This is a genomic window from Roseomonas sp. WA12 (assembly GCF_054165765.1).
Genome location: NZ_JBSTUI010000002.1, coordinates 66,035 through 86,655 on the forward strand (window position 1 = coordinate 66,035; position 20,621 = coordinate 86,655).

Below are 20,621 nucleotides of genomic sequence, written 5' to 3' on the forward strand. Positions count from 1 at the left end.
CTTGCCCGAGAGCCAGGGCGTCGTGGTCGTGAGAGTGACCTATTAGGACGAGATTGGCGGCTCGTATGCGGATGACGCCCCTTGCTCAGTAGACCACGGTAACGACGATCGTATCTTGGTAGACGCCCGGTTGAGCATTCTGTCTGGCCATGATCTGCCCGTAGACAGAGTATGTCTTGCCTGTACCCAAAAGCACGAGAAGCTGCCGGTCCGTGAGGGTGGACGTACCGGACGAGCCGTCACCCCATGGAATGCTCTCGCCGACGTTTTGGTAGAGTTGGTAGCGCAAGATGGCTGAACCGCTACTCAAAGACCGGTTTCCAGGATTCCCGCTTATTCCGGCCGAGAGGCCGATTGTGTAGGAGAGATTCAGGCCGACAATTGCGACGCAGCGCACCGTGATCGTTCCGACCGAACGTGTTGGGGAGGCGCTCAGCGGCGAGTAGTTGCCGAAGGCAAGGGGCGTTGCCACGACTGTGCAGGCCGCCTCCGCCACGCCTGCGGAACCGAAAATAATCCCGGCTGGAAGGATGTATCGCTGAAAGGGGCTGCTCAACGGCACGGCACAGGCCCCACGAGAGGTAGGTCGTTCTCCAACGGCCGGAACTCAAAATCAGCGTGGCAGCTGGTGCCATCGGGCAATTGAACCTCGACCCTGTTCACGGCCTGCAATCGTGTCAGGAACACCTCTCCGTCGTATCCGATTGGCAAGCGCTCCCCAGCGGTGTGCCGGACGATGCTGCCGAGCGGAACGGGCTTTCCACCACGGCCGACGAGCTGGACACGAGCACTGGAGCTGCGAGAGATCGGAAAACGCACCACGGTGCCTGCACGCTGCCGCGGCGTGACCATGCGGCTTGTCTCGACGATCGTGGCATCAGGCGGCACGTCATCCGGCGCGATCCCGATCCGGTTGCGCTCATAGGGCCGCAGGTCGGTCACGAGCAGCCGGCCATGGCTGTCCGTGCGGCCAACCGGCCGGTTCTCCTGCATCACGCCCACCCCGGGCTGTCCCGTCTCAACGATGGCGAAGCTGGTCTGGACGGTATCCGAGAGGAAGAGCCCTCCACCGGCTGCGGTGATGGCGCCTCGCGCTTCGGCACGGAGCGCCGTCTCGCTACCGATGCGATCCACCCCAGCCAGCAGGCGCCCGGTCGGGGCCTTGTACTCAATCTCGCCGAGTTGGCGGGAAAGCCCACCCTCGGAAGCATAAGCACGCCACCCCAGGTCACCGCTCGCAACGGCGGAGCGGGACGCCTGCAAACCGCCATAGACGCGGCCCTGGTCCAAGGAGGCGGTTGCCGCCACCGTGGTCCGGTCTCCGATGGAAAAGGAGAGCCCGAAGAGGATCCCCTCCCCGCTGTTGCCGGAAAGGTCCGTGTAGCCGGTCGCGTAGAAGTTCGCGCGGCCGAACAGGCTGCGGCTATAGGTGGCGGATACGATTGATGCACTCGGCAGCCTCGCGAAGCCTGCCTCTCGGACGTCGTCCCGCCGACGCAGCCCTTCGTCCCGCCGCACATCGGCGTAGGCGAGGGAGAGCGCACCACCCAGCAGCGGCACGGAGGCGCTCGCCCGCGTGATCCGGCGCGGATAGGAAGCACCGTCCAGCGCTGCGACGTCGGCAAAGCGATCGCTAGCCCAGGTGATTGAGGCGCCGAGACTCAACCCTGTGGAGACCCGTTCGAACCCCGCCCCGACCTGCCAGCCTCGCTCGGAAGCTCCCGCCGCGTTGCGCGACCGGCTTCCTGCGACGGAGAGGGTGACCGCTCCGAGCGCGCCGACCGACAAGACCGCTCCGGCGCCAGCCATCTGCAGCTGCGCACCACCCTCTGCGTGAGCTTCTGCGGTGAGCCAGTCGGTCACGCCGTAGCGGAGCGAGCCGATGCCGACAGGCGGCCCATAGTCGTTGCTGAGAATGCCGTAATTGCGGCGGACCCAGCCGATCTCGGCCGAGTAGGAGATGAGGCCGGGGGCCAGCAGCGAGGAGGACGCGTAAAATGGCAGGACACTCGTTGTCTCGCGCCCTAGCGCGTCGCGCACTCGCACGGCGATCTCTCCCGCGCCGGTAATGACCGGGAGTTGGCGGACCACGAAAGGGCCTGTCCCTGTCGCCGTGGAGAGCTGCTGGACGCCGTTGATCAGGACATCGACGGTGGAGGGTACGGCCGTGGATCCGGACGCGATCGGCACAGGGAAGGTCACGAGGTCGGGGCGCAGTGAGAAGCTGCGCGACACCTGCGCACCCCCGAGGCGGACCGGCCGTGTCCAGGCAAGGCCGCCGCTGATGAAGTCCCCGAGGCGGTATTGGCGCAGCGCGTCCTCGTCGTCTCGGACGAAGCTGCTCTCGAGCCGCACGACGGGATCACCCCTCCCGTCGCCGTTCCTACTGTATGCCAGCCCATCAACGACGAGGACCCCTGCAGAGCCAAAGATCCGGCCCTCGAGATAGCCGGCACCCAAAGTGCGGCCACCTGCCGATGTCACGTTGATATCGTAGTTGAGCAGAGCGCCGAACGTGGTTTCTGCCCGCGGGACCGCCTCTGCACTTCCACTGCGGCTCAGGTCAGAAGGGACGAGGCTCCTATCCTCCGCTGTGAACCGGATTTGCTGCTGCGGCTCGTCGATACGGAAGTTTGTGCCCGGTAGCTGGGTCAACGGAAGCGATGTATCGCCGGCCACCTCTGCGGATACGGCAATCCCGAGGCTCCGCAGGTCTTCTGCGCGGGCCGCGAGCACGCCATTACGCTCGATGAATGTGCCGATCATCCCGACGGAGCGTCCGTTGATCATCACGTCGAGCAGCAGAACCCGCTCCTCGGCCCGGACCGCGCGAAGAGGCAGGAGGAAGAGCGCGACGAGGATCAGGAAGGCGCGGACCGAACGGCCCGGCTCAGCGCGCTGGGACTGGAACATCCACTGCAAATTGGCCTGCCTCGCCGCTGCCAGTGGCACGCAGGATCATTCCCGGACGGGGCTGAGCGCCACGGAGGCGCCAGTGCCGCTCCATCCCCGGCAGCACATAAGGGTTCTCCGGTGCCGCAAGAGGAATACTCGTTCCCCCCGGCCCGGCCAGGCTCAAACCGGCCAGCTGGGCCCGCCGGGTCCCGCGGTTCGCAACGACTAGCTCTCCACTAGACTGGAGACGCCATTCGAGCTGAGGACGGCCATTGGCGCTCGTCTGCGCGAAAACCGGCAGCGAGAGCCGGAGTGCGAAGCGCACCTGCTGGCCCGCATCGGCGGGCCCCGGGATCTGGTCGACAAGGAGGCGGAAGGCCCGCTCGCCCTGCGCTGGCGGGCGGCGAAGAACCATGCGCACCACCTGCGATCCGCCGGGCGCGAGCTGGAAGGCTGGCGGACTGACAAGGAGATCTTGCGTCGGGGTCAGTCGGTCGCTTGTCGCGTCCTGGCTCCAGTCGAAGGCGCGTACCTGGACGGAAGTCGGGGTCGTGTCCCGGTTTGTCACGGTTACGACGGATGCCTGCTGGCCCGGCAGGAGATCCGTTGAAACCGGCGCAACCTCGAGCGATCCGGCTTCAGCGGGCCCGGGCGTCAGCAGCACAGCCGCCGCAAGCCCCAATCCGGCCACCAACCGCGCAACATGCGGTAGCGACATCCCGCTCCCTCCTCAGTAGGTCAGGGTAACCGTGACCGTGTCAGTGTAGGAGCCTGGCTGCGGGCGTTGGTTCGCGGGGATGCGGCCATACACAGGAATGGTCTGGGTCGCGCCGGTGCCCGTTCCGGACTGGGTGTCGGTGCTCGTCGTCTCGCCCCAGATCGCGGAGCGCGACGAGTCGCGGAACAGAAGGTAGTTCAGCGTTGTTGTCGCAGTCCCGCTCGTCATCTGCCGCGTGGTCGGGCTTGTTGCGGTGCCGAGATTCAGCGCGATCGTATAGGGCGTATTCGTCGTGCACAGCACCGATAGATTCGAAGTCTGCTCAAGCGCTGTGGTCGGCGTGTAGTCCCCGAATGCCATACTCGTCGCTGTGACGGAGCAGAGTTTCAGGACCGTTGCGGTGACCTGAAAGCTGCTGGTCGCAGTCTGGGTCGTTTGCGCGAGGGCCGGTCCAGCAACCGAAGCGCCTAGGAGGAGCACCCCCGCAATCTGCGCGGCCCTGAGACAAGTTACGAGTGACAGGAGCATGGCTTTGGATGTTCCGCCCACCGACATGGTGGAATTTGGTTGCAAGACGGCCAGCATTACAACCTAGGCGTGCAGATTGCCAGAATATTTTCAGAGTAGGATCGCTCTTTGGACAGGTCGATCAAGGCCTGATTATAGAGCGCCTTTGTAACACTTTGCCTGCCGCCAGGCGCATAGCCCAGCGATGAAGAGAAACTTCGCACTGCGGCTGCCTGCCATCGTCCTCGTTTATCCCCTGTCACCCATCCCAGGATCAGCCTCCCTGAGACCCTCTCGTGAGGTCGCTACCCCGCGTAACAGTCGCCCTCCGAACGCTCATCGGCGCCTGCTCAAGGGCGCTCACCCGGGCTGAGTGTCGCAACGATCCAACCAGTCCTAACTCCAAAACCCAGGACTCTTGGGGAACCCTCTGCTCATATCACAATCTATGGTTGCATGATCAACGTTAACAATCTTAGAAGGGTTCCTGTCACGTGGCTATGGAGTGTCGAACTTAAAGAGACACACGCGAAGTCAATGGGAAGGCCAAGTCTCATGGAGGCGCAGCTCAACCTGATGATCGAGACGTTTCCATAGGTTTGGACAACCAACTCATGAGGAAAATCCAATGAGCGGCTCCCTTGTTAATCTGACCGTTGGCGAGAACGGCTCCTTCGGGAACGAAGTGCTTGGTATCCGGTCGCTCGTACCGCTCCGGGTGGACGTCGTCAGTGGCGGCGCGACGCAGGGTGACGACACCTACACAGGCGACAGCGTTCTGGAGGCCAAGGTCACCCTGGGTTTGAACCCGCAGGTTTCCCTCGGCATTCTCCAGGCGGCGCAGGACAACGTCGCGAGCGGCCTTGGCGGCAACGACACCATGTCCGGCCTCGCGGGGAATGACACCCTCAACGGCGACGCCGGCGACGACACGCTGGACGGTGGCATCGGCAATGACAGGCTGAATGGCGGCACGGGCGCCGACACCCTGCTCGGTGATGCGGGCGATGACGTGCTCGTGGGCGGTGCGGGCCGGGACACGCTGACCGGCGGTGACGGCAACGACCGCTTCGTCTTCACCAGCGCCACGGATTCCCAGGCTGCCTTCGCGGGTCGCGACACCATCACCGACTGGGCCGAGGGCGACAGCATCGATCTCAGCGGCCTCGATGGCGATCCCACTCTCGCGGGCATCCAGGGCTTCATCTTCCGCGGCATCACCGCGACGCCCGAGAAGGCCGGGGCCGGCGAGGTGTTCGTCCATCAGTTCCAGGGCAACACCTATATCGACATCGGCCTCGATGGCGACGGCAACCGCGATATGGTGATCAAGCTCACCGGGCTCCACACGCTCGACGGGAGCGACTTCTCTGGCATTGCGACGAGCCAGACCCTGACCGGCACGCCCGGCAACGACACGCTGACCGGCTCGTCGGCCGACGACCAGCTCAGCGGGTTCGCTGGCAATGACCGGCTGAGTGGCGGCAGCGGCAACGACACGCTGACCGGCGGCACGGGCCGTGACGTGATGACCGGCGGCGCCGGCAACGACGTCTTCGCCTTCACCAGCGCCACGGACTCCCTGCCCACCGCTGCCGGGCGCGACGTGATCACGGACTGGAGCGATGGCGACACCATCGACCTCAGTGCCATCGACACTGACCCCAGCATCGCGGGCATCCAGGGCTTCGTGTTCCGCGGTACCAGCACCACGCCGGACAAGGCGATGGCCGGCGAGATCTTCATCAACCAATTCGAAGGCAACACCTTCATCAACATCGGCGTCGATGGTGATGGCACGCGTGACATCATGATCCAGCTGAACGGGCTGCACGCCCTCGACGCTGCCGACTTCGTCGGTGCGATCGTGGACACGACGCCGACGGGCACGCCGGGGAACGACACGCTGACCGGCTCGGCGGGTGATGACGTGATCAGCGGTCTTGCCGGCAACGACCGGCTGAACGGCGGCACCGGCAACGACACGCTGATCGGCGGCACGGGCCGTGACACGCTGACCGGTGGTGCCGGCAGCGACATCTTCGCCTTCGCCAGCGGCGCGGATTCCCTGACCACCACCGCCGGGCGCGACGTCATCACGGACTGGAGCGATGACGACTTCATCGACCTCAGTGCCATCGACACCGATCCCGACGCCGACGGGATCCAGGGCTTCGTGTTCCGCGGCACCAGCGAGACGCCCGAGAAGGCCGGGGCCGGCGAGGTGTTCGTCCATCAGTTCCAGGGCAACACCTATATCGACATCGGCCTCGATGGCGACGGCAACCGCGACATGATGATCCAGCTGAACGGCCTTCACACCGTCCAGGCCAGCGACTTCATCGGCGTGGCCTGAACCTCGCCCTAAGCGCCGCCCGGAACGGCCCCCTGCGCCTCGCGCAGAGGGCCGTTCTAACCAGCGCGGTTCTTGTCCAAGCTGCACGGAGTGCTGCCTGAACGAGGCCTGTGTCTATCGGCGACCCGGAAATTGCCGGTGCACTACAGAAAACGCTTTTAGAGGGACCGCGTGACGAACTTATGCGCCAAATCCGGGATCAGATCAGGCATGTGCTTGTGACCGGAGATCAGGTTCGGGGCTTACAATCCGCCAGAACCGCTGGTGCGTTTTGCAGCCACCTACTCGCGCCGATGATGAAGGTTGCTCTTGCGTCAGTCCGACTGAACAAGTTGCGGAGCACCTGGCTGTCAGCATGAGACCGTAAAAAGACGAAGACGGCTTAGGTTCAACGGTAAAGGTCGCTGAGTACGACTGACTGAGAACTGAAGACACCGTCACCACCGGCCGATGTCCGACCCTGACGGATACGTCATGTGTCCCATAGGATTGATAGTAGATGGGGTGGCGGCATCAAACAGATCGAAGCGCCTCGAGAGGTGGGACTTAACAGGCGAGCAATAGGGGAAGGGAAGGCAACGTGACCTACGATAATTCCCCGCCGAGTGGCGCTGGGTTGAGGAGAGAGGCCGCACTGGCGGACTACGCTCTGATGGATACACAGCCGGAGCCCGCCTTCGATGGTTTAGTCTATGAGGCGGCTGAGATCTGCAGCGCCCCAATCGCCGCCCTAAGCTTACTCGGAAGCAGACGACAGTGGCTCAAGGCCAGAATTGGGGTAGACCGAACAGAAACACCTATTGAGCAGGCCGTCTGCCTCTTGGCGAGCGGCAGCGGAAAGCTGCTGGTCATTCCTGACCTCGCGAATGATCCTCGCACAGCAGAAAACCCGCTGGTTACGGGCGAGCCACGGCTGCGGTTTTACGCCGGAGCACCATTGGAGTTACCGGGGGGATTACACGTTGGCTCGCTCTGCGTCGCAGACACGGTGGCCCGGCCCTACGGTCTCAACCGCACGCAAGAGAAACGGCTCTTGTGGTTGGCCCATTGTGCCGAATCAATGTTCCATGATCGAAAACGACCGGCAGGACGCATTGGCGCCGCAGATGCAGCAGCCCCGCTCTCTCGCGGCACCATGCCGTCATCTGATCTTGAGCAACTGCTCCAACTTCGTATGCATGCAAGGACGCGGGGCTTTGCTACTGCGGAGGAACTCCTTCGCGGCGTGATTGAAACGCTGTCAACTCGCAGGGAGCAAGAACTCTGAAGCCCAGTCACAGCTTCCCACAGTCCAGGGGCGCCAGCCTGGAGCAGCCGCCCCGTCACATGTCGATAAAAATGCTCAGGACGGCCACCAGCCCCCGTGTTTCTTACCACACAGCTCCCCGTCCATCTGCACACCTCCTCCGCGCAAAGGCACGAAGCAGCAGGCTGTCCTCACCTCTCTATGCCGAGAGAGGGTGCCGGCACGGCTTAAGGAACCGATACGGCATCGTTTGCAGGGCTGGTCATCTTGCTCACGCCTGCCTGGCGCGTCTTAGAGCCTCATCCCGGCTGACCAAATTCACCGACCTGAGTTGGGCTGGTACGACAGCTGAGGCTGTCATCTCGGCCACGTTGCTGCACGCTTCATCCATCGTAACGACGAGTGGGAAGGTATGCTGCACCGGGGCCACAGCGTGGCGGTTTTCGAAAAGTTCCAAACGGCAGGCCGGCCGAAAGCTGCTGGGGCTGGGGGCCGGTGGTTCACTGGAGGTCTCCGGACCATCAAAATTGCCTGCTGTCGCCATGCAGCAGCCTGCTGCGTCAAAGGGGCCGTAGGGTGAGGTCAACAGAAGAGACAATACCGGCAGGGTACGCGCGGATCTTGACGGTCACCCCTGCTGAGGGACGTTATTCAGCGGGCAACCTGCACTTCGAAGTCGTCTTCGAAACAGCTGCCGGGAGCGGCCGCGTCACTCTCTCACCTGCGCGACTGCAGGAACTGGGTCTTTTCCACCCGGAGGCATGGGCCAACCTGGTACCCATTCCCGTTCCTCATGCATCCAGTCAACCAGAGTGAAACCGTCGGGACAGGATGCAGGCACAGATCGAGACCATCCCGCTTGACTCCAATACGGGAAAGCTCATTCCGGCACTCTGGTGTACCTCGTGGACTTCACAACGTCTGGTGGCGAACGCTTGGAGCGGCTGGGCGAGAGGCCGATACAGGACCTCGGCAGCCGCACTTCACTGGTCAATGGAGCCTCTGTTCGGATCGCCAAGTATGGAAGGCGATGAAGCGAACTCTCAGCTCGCGACTGATCTACTTGATTGTGTGAAGCTCGATGGCAGCGCAGGTCTGGCTTGCAGCAATGGACATCACATGCCCGAGGTGCCCGCCAATCACGTTCGCATCGTCAATGTTCAGGCAATGCTTGACCCCTGGACAGGAGTGAGGCTGGTCGCGGTCACCTACTCAGGGCTTAATACCGAAGGCGTTATTGTGCTCCCCGAACAGCGCTGCGATGAACTCGGATTGCGTAAAGCGGTTCGCGACGGAGTGCCGATTGCCATTCCGATTTGGTGAGAATGACCACACATATGTTAGAGGTCTGGCTGCAGGACCTGCCATGGTCACGATGCGCGAAGACTTGAGATAACAGGCTCTCACGCCGTCCCATCCTGATTGGCCCCAAATGCACGGCACTACGACGGTTCAGGCCGAGACACGACGTCTTGTCGCGGCCACTGCCAGCATGGCCGCGGAACTCAGCCTTGCCGTGCGCAAGTCTGAAGACCTGCTAAAACAAAGCCGCCGCCTTCTTAGCCTGACCGGTGGTGCCCGGCAGAGCGACGCGCCACCGGTCTACGTGACGGAAGATCGTGGCGCGTAGACAGCGAACGCCTCGTCGGCGTCATGCTGTGTTCCAGGTCTACTCAGGCAGGTCTCCAGCCTCTCCTGATGGCAGCTTCTCCTCAATACACCACCTGTTAGGCCACACTCATGTCATGAGTGCTTGTGGCCCGTGACTGTGAAGAGGTTGGCGCACTCGGCTGGCGTGAAGTGGAGAAGCGCGGTCCCGGTAAGTTTCGTAAGCACGAAGGGATCTTCGGAATGCTTGGGTTCGCGAGCCTGACCAGTGAGGACGTGACATTCCAGTGCTGGCTTGCCGAGCACTGGGCCTAGAACGGCGGGTATCTCCGGATGAGCAAGGGAGACACCGCCGTGCCGGTCATGTTTAGATGAGGCCTACACAGCTTGTCGGAAAGCTCGTTCGGAAGCAGAGGCGACGGAGCGGAAGGCTCAGCGGCCTAATGCTTGATAGTACGTCATCGCCAACAGGCGAGGCCTGAAACCAAAGACGGTTCCATGTCTCACCCGATCGGAGCAAGGCTCCTGACCAGGTCGAGAACACGCTTCCGGATCTCAGGCTCGCTGATTTGATAGTACGCCCGCACCAACTCCAGCGTCTCACGCTTGTGCAAAAGGTCGTCATCAATTCCGCTTTGCGGCTCGTCACGACCGGCTGTCCGGAACTTGTTTACAGTTGCTCCGCCTTCGACGCTCGATGGCATGTCGTCGAAGAAGAAGCCGATCGGCACGTCCAAGATGCGGGCCAGATCGAATAGGCGGCTTGCCCCGATCCGGTTAGCACCGCGCTCGTATTTCTGGACCTGCTGGAAGGTGACGCTAAGCGCGGCTCCCAGCTTCTCCTGGCTCATCCCTACCAGCATCCGCCGCAGGCGGACCCGGGATCCCACATGGATGTCGATCGTACTCGGTAGCCGTTCCTGCGCTGCGGATACCGGCGTTGTAACCACGTCCAACATGCCCAGGCTTCCTATCTGCTGGTCCAAGACAGGAGCCTTGGGCGTAGGTGACTTCGATGAGTTCCCACCTACCCCAGATCAGCGCTGATTAAAATTGAGACAATCTTCAATAAGTAGTGAACGCGCCTCACGCACAACCCAGCCGTGAGGGAGGCTCAACCAGCCCTACCTTCCTCAGCCGACTCTGACCGTAGCAAGGTAGCTGCCCAGTCTCTGAACGACCGTCGTAGCCTACCATAATCCCGACTGGCCTGCGTCTAGTACAGCAGCGTGACCTAGGGCCATGGCTACCACATCTATTGGCGCTCCTACTTACATTATTTAAGGCCGACCGGGAGCGGAAGTTCCGATTTTGATTTGATTTATTTCCAAGCGGACAGTTGCGGGCAGGTCCGGGTCACTGCGGAACTTCCACATCTTCCCAGTGTAGCCACCGTTTTCCGCCCCGGCCGACGCCGGATTTGCAGCGGCACCAGGACTTTGAGCCATGGCCGGGTGGGAGCGTTTACTCGGACGCGCAGGTTGATTGCGCAAGTCAGAACAGATCGCCGTGGGCAGACCGCCCCTCAGCAATGCCGAACTGCAGAAAGTGCTGCAACGGGCTGAGCCCGGCCGCGGCCACGTCGGGATTGGCGGCCAGATAATCGGAGGTGCCGAAGTGAGTTGAGGGATCGCGACCCTCGCGCCAGCCTGTAGCCTGGTAATGTGCAAGACCCTCAATTCCCGAAGCCTTCACATCGGGATTCTGCGCCAGATACCAATTCGTGTCGAAGAAGGCGTCCGGATTGCGCCCCTCCAAAGCACCAAAAGCGAGGTAGTGCGCTTGGGCGTCCATTCCCGCGAGCCCGACATCCGGGTTCGCTAGAAGGTAGTACCGCGGGTCGAACCCACCGGACACGAGAGTGCTCTCAACCACAGGAGAGGTCTTGCGGCCTTCCTCGATGCCGAAATGCAAGTAGTGGACAAGCGGGTCTATGCCGGACTGCGCCACATCGGGGTTGAAGGTCAGATAGAGCGTGGTGTCGAAGGCGGCCGAAGGGTCACGCCCCTCCTTCCACCCGAACGCGTCGTAGTGGTTGAGAGGATTGAGCCCGGCCTGGCGTACATCGGCGTATGCGCCGCGATATCCCTGGGTCGAGAACAACGCGTTTGGGTCGCGCCCATCCTGCCAGCCATAGGCGTCGTAGTGGCCGCGCACGTTGAGGTCGAGCGCGGCCACGTCAGCATAGCGGCCATCGTAGTACAAGAAGTCGACCAGCGGATCCTTCTGAACGGTCACCGTGACGTCGTTGAAGCGCAGAGTGGTGACGTCCTGGTCTACGAGCACACGGGCGTCAGCTGTTTCCAGAGCCAGGTCAAAGCGCCCGAACTCCTGGGAGATGTAGATGTGGTGCCCAGTCAGTTCGCCAATTTCGACCGGCAGCACCACGGTAGACTTATATCCACCATGAATGACGACATCTGCGCCTGTGGCGTGGTGCCCCGCTTCATCGGGCTGTACAGTATATGCGACGAAGGTGTTCTCGCCACCCGGCTCACTGAAGCGGCTAGGAATGCGGTTCATCGCGGGGCTGGCGATAAGGATAGTGGGCCCCGTGAGCGTCTCGCCCAGGGTGGGACCGGTCAGGGTCTGTTCAGGCGCGGAGGCGATTAGGACGGCGGTCAGTGCCGATAGCTCACCCGTCACCGTATCGCGGGCCGCGTACTCGTGGAGACCGCGAAAGCTGCCCCAGAAACCAGAAAATTCGGTGCTCCAGTTGCCGCTAGGGCTTGTGTAACTTCGCCCGAACGGGATGGTCTGGCCCGCTTGGTCGACGATCTCGACACCATGTCCAGGCGCCACCATCCCGCTAAGAACGAAGTAAGATGGCAGGGCAGTGCCGTTGGATGCGTAGAGAACGTCGGACAGCGTCGCGTTCGTGATGGTTGGTGCCAAGATCCTGCTCCTTGCAGACCAATTAATGCGTGCTTTCGGCGAACGTTACTCCAAACCGAACTCCTGTGTAGGAGGAACAGGGCCTGCAGGCGAAGGGCGCGTCAGAACTGGACAATTTGAGGGAGAGATGAACAGGCGCCCAAGCACGTCTTACTCGCTGTCGGGGGCCAGGGTTGATCACTGTTATTCCCGCTCCACCGAGAGTAGTTGCGAGGTCAGCCAGGAGGCGAGCTGCTGAGGCTACCTTCATCCCGATGATGGAATTGACACCGGGCCGAGGGGCATCGACGTGCAGACGATGGCGGCCAAGCCGCCGACGAACATCGAGCCCTGTCAAAGGCCGCCTTCGTCCTACCCCTGTTCACCACCGACCACTGTCGGATGGTGAACAGCGGATCCAAGGCACTCGAACTGACATTCCAGCCTAGGAGCAGCAACAAAATCTGCACGCGTCCCACTGATGCTTTCTCACGTAGTACGGCTCGGCAGCATCAGAGCTCTTGCTGTTGCATCACCTGCTGCTGAGAAGATTGGCTGACGCGACAAGATCGTTGAACCGGGACAACACATCGTTCTCGTAACCGGTCCGGAAACTGAAATAGAGGCTATCGACCGGTCTACCGGCGCGCATCTGGCGAAGCAGGTAGCGCGATATGGTGAGAAATTGGCGGCCATTTTCTAGGTAGGACTTAATCCAGATCGCGACGCCAGTTCCGAATGTTGCCTCACTGACTTCACCGTCGCCCCCGCGCACACGGGACTGCAGTTCGTTCAAGCTGCGCTCATACAGGTCGATCTCCGCTTGCAGCCGGTTTCCATCCATGCCGCGCGGATCCCGGCCGCCCTCCAGCCCAGCTACCATGAATCGTAGCAGCTGCCTTGCCTGGGTCAGGTTGCGTTGTACCATGACCTGCACGGGCCGGATGACCTGCCCTGCCCCGGCCAGGTAGGTCTCTCGCTCCCCAGGCACGAGGGCGCGCAGGGCTTCCGTTAACCCGGCACGCGCAATCAGGAACTCGCGATAGGCTGCAATGATGCCGGCATGCATGCCGCGACCACGCGCGAACCGGTCATCCAGAAAATTGTTCTGATCGTAGTAAGGCCGTGCCTGCGCCAGCACCGTCATTAACGCGTTCGACGCGGCGACGAAGCGTTCAGCGGCGGCCGGCAGAGGTTCCGCCTGAATGGGAACGGACCGGCCGCCTTGCGGTGCACGTGGGAGAGCAAGGGGCTCAGTCACGTCAGCAAAGCCGACGGCCAAGGGGCCGCTGCCGCTACTTCCGGTCAGTGCCAGACTGAGCTGGCTCAAAGCCTCCCGCTCGGTCGAACCAAAGACGTCTGCGAAGCTGACCGACGTTTCCCGCCCAGTCGGGCCACGGTCGGGATTGAACTCCCTTGTGTAGGCCAGGTAGCCATGCTCGGCAGAGCGTCCGATCGTGTTGAGTGCCATTACACCCGCCATGAACAGGGTTGGCACTGTTCCGACCGGATGCTGCGTCGGCCGGCCTGGCCGGGCAGGCGGGAATGATGGCAGTGCTGCCAGCGACTGCGGCTTCTCCAAAGCTGGGGGCATTGGCGGTTGGAGCCGCGAGCGGGCCAGCTCGGCGTAGCGGCCCTGCGGAAACTGCGACAGATAGGCGCGATATTCCGCGGGCTGGTTGCTGTTCGCTACGAATTGCCAGAACAGTTGGTCCGGGTCGGGTGCCGGCTGCGGCACAGCGGCGGCGCCGCCCGGCGCGGCCGCGAAGAAGAAGTCCCCCTCGATCGGCGAGCTCGAAACCCAGGGTTGCTGTTCCCCTCCGGTCAGACGCTTCACCGATAGGCCAACTTGGTTAAAAACCCGGAACACGTCCAGCCCGGGCTGGACCAGCGTGCTCGCCAGGGATGCAGAGAAGGGGCTGTTGGCCCCGGTGCCGTCCTGGGCGACGTTTCCGGGCTGCGTGGCATAGGCGATCAGCGTGCCTTGGGGCGCACGCATCTCGGCTAGGCCGCCGCCGGTAGTGCGCAGGCCGCGTCCGCCGAACGGGTTGTTGCGGCAGGCGTCCAGGATCACGATGTTCAGCTTCGTCTGAGCGAATTGCATCTGCTTCAGCACGAGTTCGGCGTCGACCATCTGGAAGTCGATGTCACGCGGGCCGGACGGATTAGCGCTAACGGGTACGAGCCAGTTTGTACCCCCAATCTGCAGCCCGTGTCCCGCGTAGTAAAAAAGTCCGACATCGGCCCCTTGCAGCGCCTCACCGAACCTCTGCACCGCCCGGTCGAAGCCCGGCTTGTCTAGATTCAGTTGCGGCCCGTCCCCGACGAGGGCAAAGCCGAGCTGCTTGAGCGTGTCCGCGATCAGCATCGCGTCATTTGCTGGGTTCGCCAGCGCCCCAAGGCTCCTGTAAGAGGAGTTGCCGATCACAAGCGCGACCCGCCGCGTCGGGGTGGAAGCGGGAGCATCGGCCGCCAGGCCTGCGCCGGGCAGCATGCACAGCGTGAGGAGCGCGTAACAGAGCCATCGTGCGAGCGGCCCCGAGAAGCCGTGCCGAAGGGAAGCCCATTGAGAATGAGTGACCTCGCGGGCTCTTACAACCTTCGTGACCATGACCGCGGGACCTCCGGCGGCGACCTCTGTTGCAACACGCCGCGCTGGATTGTTGGGCTTTGCGAACGGGATCATGGGGACCTTGGGCTGTCAACGCCGTTCACGTGGTGCTTTGCCCCTTGGCGCACGGTCTAGAAATTGTTGGCTGCCGCAGTGCACGGCCTCCAAACGGGCGCTTGAGGTACAAACCCAGAGTAGAGAACGGGTACTTAGCGTGCAGGGGCCGTAAGGTTAGCGACGCAGCCGAAGTTGATGCTGCCGTCTTCTTCAACCGAGTTGATCGTGACGCGCATCGGCCCACTCGCGGTCCCACGTCTGGCGGTGCACTCCGCAACCACGCCCTTCGCTGCGACAATCGACGGGCACATGGCGCTATCGAGATGAAAGTTGCTTTGCCGGGCCAGGATGTCGCGGCAGACGTTCGCGATCCTTTCGCCGGCAATGGTATCTGGGAGACTGCCTGACCCAGCGCTTGCGCCGGCGGTTCCAACGACGAAGCTTTGAACCTTCCAGCCAGATGCATCTTCGATCAGCCTCACCTCGGCCGGCACACGCCCTCCATCGGCGAGTGTGATCGTTCCTCCGAGCGTGGCTTCGTAACCGGAAACTGAGCGCCGGTTCCACGAAGCCCCGGTGTAGCCGGCCAGCCCTTGCGATCTGGAGAGTGCTGTCCATCCTTCGACCGTGGTTGTAGCTTGGAACCCGCGGGAGGCTTGCCGCCAGGCAGCACCGGGGCCCTGGGTCGCATTGGCCTGGAGAAAGCTCTCCGCTTCCTTCACTGCTCCACCGGTAAACGCGAAGGCCGTGAAAACCGCGGCGGTGGCGACGATGGCGAGAACTCCGAAGATCATCAGGAATTTCCGCCATATGCGCAACTTTCGCTGCGCTGCTTCGGACATCTTCGCCATTTCCACCCCCATCCAAACGGGTCATGTCATTAACCTAGCGTAAGGAAATCCTCCGTGTCCTGCCGGGTCGGGTCAAGCAAGCAAATTGGCACTCTGTTTTCAGTTACGGCCGTGGAGACCTGACCTCTAGCCTCTAGCCTCTAGCCTCTAGCCGATTGCTCACCCGCTGGTCCGACCTGGAGACGACGTGCTGGCCGCAGGTGCTGGACCGCCGGAGCGAGCCGGCCTCAGCTTGTTCGGCAGGAAGGGGCAAGGTTAGCTGGTCGAAGTGGCGGCCTGCCTAAGCCGATCAGAGGTTCCAGGCATGTAAATGCTCGCTGAGCGTCACGGAAAGGAACTCCGCCCGTGGGACGGCGGCCACCACGAACCTTGATCGACTATAACGACTGCTTTGCTTTTCTGTGAGCTGAAAACCGTCATGAGGCTTCTCGGTCGCCACCCAACGATCTCGGCACGAGATGGAAGTGCAGCTTTTGGAGGACTTTTCGCCAAAGAGCGGGATACCAATCGTCGCTTTCCACATGGGCGCTGCTGCGCAAAAGGTACCTTCGCCACCAGACTTGATTCCGACGCGGGTTAGCAACATCCGGAATGTCATGCCCGAAGCCGTAAGCCGAACGATCCTCGCCGTTGAGATGGTTCTACTCGCTTTGCCCGGGTCGCTCTTCGTGGTGCCTTTCGCATTGCCTGCCATTCTTCTTCTCACGCCGATTGCCCTACTCGGCTTTGTCCAGACGGTCATGGCAGGCGGGCCGGAAATCGGTGAGCGCCTTTGGACCTTTGCCGGAGTCCTATTGACGGCCATGCTTTGCATCAGTGCCATCGCCGCACTGTTTAGTTTTGTCGGCTTGGCAGGTGTCTTCCTCTTCCTGGGCCGAAACGGGCTGAGCGGGAAATCGACGATGACCCGCGCCGCTATCCTCTTCGCCGCGCCGCCCCTCCTCTTCTCGAGTATCCCCCGCGTATGGACCGAGGTCGCGGCAGGTTCTCTCGACATGGACTCGCTGGCGGCGACCCTTTGCTACGCTGGCGTACCGCTCCTCGTCCCGGCTGTTCACTTACTATTGGAAGTCCGATCGAGCCTCCGGCAGCCGCCCGCCTCTCCTGGGACGAGTGGTCCCCATGTTTGACCGCGTTTCGATGCGCCCACGCCAAGTGGATCGGGCCGTCCTGCATGCTCTCAATGTGAGCACCCCCCCTCCCCTGAAGGGCAAGCTGTTGGCCAGTCAGTTCGAGACGCTTCGGAAAGCGCTGAAGTCATTTATCGGCTGGTGGCGGCCTTCCAGGCGTCGGCACACCGCATTCGGTCATTGCGCGCGTGCCCTGGCATTGACGTAGACCCTGGTGCTCCAGAGCGCGGCTACCTCCAGAGTAGCCGATGTGCCGTGCGCGACGCTCTCTCCTGGCGTGCTCGGGAACAGCCAAATGCAGATCCTTGGAGGTCGTGCCGGTGGGCGGGCAGATTTGCCAAAGGCTCAGGGTTAGGATTGGGGCTTTGGTGAAGCGAGAGCGCCACCTTATGCCCGCGCCTGGTTGAATGCCAAGCCGGAATAGAGCGCGCCTCCTGCCCACCACAGTAAGTATCGGGTGTTCGAGCATCGTGACTACGGGCAGCCGAGGCTCCCGACTACTATGGTGCCGCGCTGGTACTCCTGGTGCGGCTTCCGGCGCGTAACGCCCGAGCGGTGCTCACTAACTAGGAGCCTAGGAATGTTAAAAAGACAAAACAGGGGTAGTAGAGCCGACAATACTCCGGACACCCTGTAAGCTACGTCAACGGCGAAATAACGTGCGGTCTCCTCCCGCTTCCTGTGGCGTCATCGCCATCAAGCGTTTGTTCATTGACATCGATTAGCACCGTAAACGGCCAGTTTGCGAGCAGTGCTTGGTTTATAGCCATACATCGCCAGTCGGGGACATACCGTCCAACTTGGCTCGTCGTGGCGCCCTTGCTGCGGTCGCAGCACATGGTAGCACCGGCAGCCTCCGCCCCCGTTCCTAACGCAGCACCACCCACGTGCTCATGGGGCCACAAGCGTCGCCCGAGTTCAACTTAGGGCCATTTCAGGCGTCTAGGTATCGTCGCGACCTCTCGGAGCCGTACACAAGCCTTCAGTCGAGTGAGGTGAGTGGACCGCGGATCCTCCCGCCGCTCCGTCGTGAGGAGGCCTGTGAAGGAGTGCCAATGCCAGACCAGCAGACCATTGACCGAAGACGGTTCCTCGCGCTCCTGGGCTTGGCCAGCGCGGCCCCCCAACCCGCAGAGGCGCTGGAACTCGCCGACGTCAACGGCTTGATTACCGAGAACCGCCATGACGGCGTTCGCATCCTCGCCGCGAGTGGCGAGTTTGTTGGCGCACGTGGTGCCTACTACGGCCCGCCCGTACCATTCGCGCAACTCCCGGTTCACCTCGTCAACGCTCTTGTCGCAAGCGAGGACCGGCGATTTTATGAGCACTGGGGGCTGGATCCGAGAGCGATGGCGCGCGCGGTTTGGTCCACCATTACGGGGCGTACCCAGGGTGGGAGCACGCTGACCCAGCAGACAATCAAGGAGATCTATCTTCGAGAGCATAGCCCGATTGTCCGGAAGCTCCTCGAGGAGCCTGTGCTGGCGCCCATCCTAGAACTCAATTTGAGCAAGGAGGAGATTCTATACGTCTACCTAAACAGGGTATTTTTTGGTGGTAGCGCATACGGGATCGAGGCCGCTTCCCGCGTCTATTTCGATAAGTACGCCCGCAGTCTCACTATTCTCGAATCCGCCATGATGGTGGGGTTACTCCCGGCGCCGAACCGGTTCAACCCGCACCGCAATCTAGAGCGGTCGCGCGATCGCGGGATACGCGTCATCGAGCAGATGGTCGAGGCAGGCACACTTAGCCGAAGCGCGGCGGATCGCGCGAAAGCGCAGAGGGTCAATGTTGTCCCGTCCAGATCGGCATGGGGCGGCTTTTATCCCCGCAGCGTAGGGATCGGGTGGTTCGCGCGCTGGGCAGAGAATGAGGCCAGCGCCAACTCTGCGCCGGCGCAGCGGAGTGGCACGCGAACGATCACGACCACCTTGGACCTGAGGATCCAAGCATCGGCAGAGCGGCACCTCGAGGTAGCTCTACGCCAGCACGCATCGGCAAGGCAGATCGAGGAGGGCGCCATCGTCGTCATGCGCTACGACGGCGCTGTGCTGGCGCTCGTTGGTGGCCGCGACTATCGGCGCCGGGAGTGGGATCACGTCACTCAAGCCAAACGCCAGCCTGGGTCGGTCGCAAAGCTTTTTGTTTATCTTGCAGCCCTGAGAAAGGGTGACACGCCGACTACAATGGTGAGCGACGCAGCCCTGCTGCTCGGTGGGCGGGCCGTCAGGAACTTCGACGACCGGTACCTGGGCGAGATCACGCTGGCCGCGGCGCTGGAGAAGTCGTCCAACACTGCGGCAGTCCGTCTGGCACTGCAGAACACTCGCGAGACGAAGGCGTTGATCAGGGCCTTAAACATCGCGGAGAGTGTCGAGGGAGAAGCCGGCGATCTCGCCCTTGGAAGCTATGAGGCGAGGCTCGTGGACTTAACGGCAGCGTTCGCAAGCGTTGCGAATCGCGGGAGGATGGTTGTCCCCTATTCGGCGGTGCGCGTTCAGGACCCTGCAGGTGCTGAGCTCCTGACCCGCGTGCTTCCAGCACGATCGGAGATCACGCAGATTGTTGAACGGGAGCATGCCGACACCATGCAGCAGATGCTCGCCGGTGTGGTGCAAAGGGGCACTGGGAAGGCTGCTGATCCCGGATTTTGGGCCGCCGGCAAGACGGGTACAACCACAGCAAACCGTGACGCATGGTTCATTGGCTTCACCGAGCGTTACGTCGCGGGTGTCTGGCTCGGAAACAGCGATAGCAAGTCGATGAACGGCGTGTCAGGAGGTGGTTTGCCTGCCCAGATCTGGCGAGCGGTGATGATTGATGCTCACCGGAGTGCATGACGAGGTGGCCAGCGTAAGGCTTCCATTCGCGTTGGATCGCCGCAAATCACCCCATCGTCGCCCACTAGCGTGGGAATGCGAGTTGTTAACTCGCGCAATATTTAATTTCAGGTGATACCTTTTATTCGGAGCGGCTCGGTCTCTAACGCGAGCCGGTGCGCCGTGTGGGTAGCCTGCTCCACAGGTGAGACCGCCGCGGCTGCCTCACAGGTAGGCACGGCAGGCTTCCCCTTCCCCCGATCACCGCCGAGTTCCGTCCCGGTTGTTCGTAAAGCTCTAAGCGCTGCTAGGGTTCGTATCGCGTCCATCTTGGCCGCCAGCATATCGCCTATAAATATTCTGGAAGCAGTGGTTGAAGCCCCTCTCCTTCGTCGTGTGAACGGTTTTAGCAGCACCCGCTCAACGGCTTGCAGCAGGAGGAAGCGGCTTTGGCGACTTCCTGCTCCGCCCGGTGCCTCGGCTTGCAGATCGCGGGCCGGGGCTCGAGTTCCATCACTGCCCGGGTCGGTTCAATTCTGATGGCCCCGACATCGAAGACCTGCATGGGACGGCCAGGCGGGCCGATCTCGAAAGTCAATCTGCTCTCCCGCTGAAAGCTGACCCGGGCGGCCACCTTCTCCAGAATCGCAAGGAGCTTGCCGACCTCCATGTAGTCCGGCTTTTCGGCCGAGGCGGGCAGGTCCTCCACCTGCAGAATCGTCTCCTGCCAGGCGTCCGGGTTGCCGCCGCAGTCCAGGGTGACGAAGGACCCGATCTTCACCTCTGTGACGTGGTAGCCCGGCTGAACCTGCAGTCCGTCGTAGCGGATGACCAGCCGTCGCGAACCGTGGGGCGCCAGGGCGTCCAGTACCGCCCCAAACGAGGCGTCTCCCCGAAAGCTGATGGTCATGGGCAGAGCAGGGGCGTTCATCTTCCCGCTTTCATC

The 20,621-nt window shown here is 62.3% G+C and carries 14 protein-coding genes; 5 read left to right on the forward strand and 9 right to left on the reverse strand.

Annotation, left to right across the window (positions count from 1 at the left end; genetic code table 11):
* Window positions 1-85 precede the first annotated feature (85 nt).
* Genes ACVBD7_RS22810 through ACVBD7_RS22825 form a run of 4 tightly spaced genes read right to left on the reverse strand, consistent with a single transcriptional unit; the run spans window position 86 to window position 4,198 of the window.
* Complete coding sequence (locus ACVBD7_RS22810) at window positions 86-562, reverse strand: Csu type fimbrial protein (RefSeq protein ID WP_458097819.1); 477 nt, start codon at window positions 560-562, stop codon at window positions 86-88.
* The gene (locus ACVBD7_RS22815; protein WP_458097820.1) at window positions 553-2,952 is read right to left on the reverse strand and encodes a fimbria/pilus outer membrane usher protein; all 2,400 of its coding nucleotides are present in this window, start codon (window positions 2,950-2,952) and stop codon (window positions 553-555) included. Before ACVBD7_RS22815 ends, ACVBD7_RS22810 begins: the two co-directional genes overlap by 10 nt.
* Window positions 2,891-3,613, reverse strand: a complete 723-nt coding sequence (locus ACVBD7_RS22820; RefSeq protein WP_458097821.1) for a fimbrial biogenesis chaperone — start codon at window positions 3,611-3,613, stop codon at window positions 2,891-2,893. Before ACVBD7_RS22820 ends, ACVBD7_RS22815 begins: the two co-directional genes overlap by 62 nt.
* A gap of 12 nt (window positions 3,614-3,625) precedes the next feature.
* Window positions 3,626-4,198, reverse strand: a complete 573-nt coding sequence (locus ACVBD7_RS22825; RefSeq protein ID WP_458097822.1) for a Csu type fimbrial protein — start codon at window positions 4,196-4,198, stop codon at window positions 3,626-3,628.
* 550 nt (window positions 4,199-4,748) lie between these two features.
* On the opposite strand from ACVBD7_RS22825, the gene ACVBD7_RS22830 reads away from it, so the two are divergent.
* The 3 genes from ACVBD7_RS22830 to ACVBD7_RS22840 all read left to right on the forward strand — a co-directional run bounded on the left by ACVBD7_RS22830 (window position 4,749) and on the right by ACVBD7_RS22840 (window position 9,045).
* On the forward strand, window positions 4,749-6,476 hold the full coding sequence (locus ACVBD7_RS22830; protein WP_458097823.1) for a hypothetical protein: 1,728 nt from the start codon (window positions 4,749-4,751) through the stop codon (window positions 6,474-6,476).
* A 652-nt stretch (window positions 6,477-7,128) separates the two neighbouring features.
* Entirely contained in the window at window positions 7,129-7,743 is a 615-nt protein-coding gene (locus tag ACVBD7_RS22835) for a GAF domain-containing protein (protein WP_458097824.1), read from the forward strand.
* A 999-nt stretch (window positions 7,744-8,742) separates the two neighbouring features.
* Window positions 8,743-9,045 (forward strand): hypothetical protein, encoded by a 303-nt coding sequence (locus tag ACVBD7_RS22840; protein WP_458097825.1) that lies wholly within the window; start codon window positions 8,743-8,745, stop codon window positions 9,043-9,045.
* 788 nt (window positions 9,046-9,833) lie between these two features.
* Here the strand turns inward: ACVBD7_RS22840 and ACVBD7_RS22845 are convergent.
* The 4 genes from ACVBD7_RS22845 to ACVBD7_RS22860 all read right to left on the reverse strand — a co-directional run bounded on the left by ACVBD7_RS22845 (window position 9,834) and on the right by ACVBD7_RS22860 (window position 15,723).
* A complete protein-coding gene (locus ACVBD7_RS22845; protein WP_458097826.1) occupies window positions 9,834-10,289 on the reverse strand; it encodes a helix-turn-helix domain-containing protein in 456 nt (151 codons plus the stop codon).
* Window positions 10,290-10,824: 535 nt separating this feature from the next.
* Complete coding sequence (locus ACVBD7_RS22850; protein WP_458097827.1) at window positions 10,825-12,225, reverse strand: hypothetical protein; 1,401 nt, start codon at window positions 12,223-12,225, stop codon at window positions 10,825-10,827.
* Between the two features lie 511 nt (window positions 12,226-12,736).
* The gene (locus ACVBD7_RS22855; RefSeq protein ID WP_458097828.1) at window positions 12,737-14,815 is read right to left on the reverse strand and encodes a caspase family protein; all 2,079 of its coding nucleotides are present in this window, start codon (window positions 14,813-14,815) and stop codon (window positions 12,737-12,739) included.
* 209 nt (window positions 14,816-15,024) lie between these two features.
* Window positions 15,025-15,723 carry a hypothetical protein gene (locus ACVBD7_RS22860; protein WP_458097829.1) on the reverse strand — a complete coding sequence of 233 codons (699 nt, stop codon included), beginning with the start codon at window positions 15,721-15,723 and terminating at the stop codon, window positions 15,025-15,027.
* A gap of 458 nt (window positions 15,724-16,181) precedes the next feature.
* Between ACVBD7_RS22860 and ACVBD7_RS22865 the strand changes: the two genes are divergently transcribed.
* Window positions 16,182-16,853 (forward strand): hypothetical protein, encoded by a 672-nt coding sequence (locus tag ACVBD7_RS22865; protein ID WP_458097830.1) that lies wholly within the window; start codon window positions 16,182-16,184, stop codon window positions 16,851-16,853.
* 1,055 nt (window positions 16,854-17,908) lie between these two features.
* The gene (locus ACVBD7_RS22870) at window positions 17,909-19,696 is read left to right on the forward strand and encodes a transglycosylase domain-containing protein (protein WP_458097831.1); all 1,788 of its coding nucleotides are present in this window, start codon (window positions 17,909-17,911) and stop codon (window positions 19,694-19,696) included.
* Window positions 19,697-20,081: 385 nt separating this feature from the next.
* Here ACVBD7_RS22870 and ACVBD7_RS22875 read toward each other — a convergent pair whose 3' ends face one another.
* Window positions 20,082-20,585 (reverse strand): DUF6428 family protein, encoded by a 504-nt coding sequence (locus ACVBD7_RS22875; RefSeq protein WP_458097832.1) that lies wholly within the window; start codon window positions 20,583-20,585, stop codon window positions 20,082-20,084.
* Window positions 20,586-20,621: the final 36 nt, after the last annotated feature.

Excerpts from the sequence above, each read along its gene's own strand:
- ACVBD7_RS22835 (WP_458097824.1), top strand. The coding sequence starts at position 7,129 with ATGGATACACAGCCGGAGCCCGCCTTCGATGGTTTAGTCTATGAGGCG.
- ACVBD7_RS22855 (WP_458097828.1), bottom strand. The coding sequence starts at position 14,815 with ATGGTCACGAAGGTTGTAAGAGCCCGCGAGGTCACTCATTCTCAATGG.
- ACVBD7_RS22845 (WP_458097826.1), bottom strand. The coding sequence starts at position 10,289 with ATGTTGGACGTGGTTACAACGCCGGTATCCGCAGCGCAGGAACGGCTA.
- ACVBD7_RS22875 (WP_458097832.1), bottom strand. The coding sequence starts at position 20,585 with ATGACCATCAGCTTTCGGGGAGACGCCTCGTTTGGGGCGGTACTGGAC.
- ACVBD7_RS22865 (WP_458097830.1), top strand. The coding sequence starts at position 16,182 with ATGGAAGTGCAGCTTTTGGAGGACTTTTCGCCAAAGAGCGGGATACCA.
- ACVBD7_RS22825 (WP_458097822.1), bottom strand. The coding sequence starts at position 4,198 with ATGCTGGCCGTCTTGCAACCAAATTCCACCATGTCGGTGGGCGGAACA.
- ACVBD7_RS22870 (WP_458097831.1), top strand. The coding sequence starts at position 17,909 with ATGCCAGACCAGCAGACCATTGACCGAAGACGGTTCCTCGCGCTCCTG.
- ACVBD7_RS22830 (WP_458097823.1), top strand. The coding sequence starts at position 4,749 with ATGAGCGGCTCCCTTGTTAATCTGACCGTTGGCGAGAACGGCTCCTTC.
- ACVBD7_RS22840 (WP_458097825.1), top strand. The coding sequence starts at position 8,743 with ATGGAAGGCGATGAAGCGAACTCTCAGCTCGCGACTGATCTACTTGAT.
- ACVBD7_RS22860 (WP_458097829.1), bottom strand. The coding sequence starts at position 15,723 with ATGGCGAAGATGTCCGAAGCAGCGCAGCGAAAGTTGCGCATATGGCGG.
- ACVBD7_RS22820 (WP_458097821.1), bottom strand. The coding sequence starts at position 3,613 with ATGTCGCTACCGCATGTTGCGCGGTTGGTGGCCGGATTGGGGCTTGCG.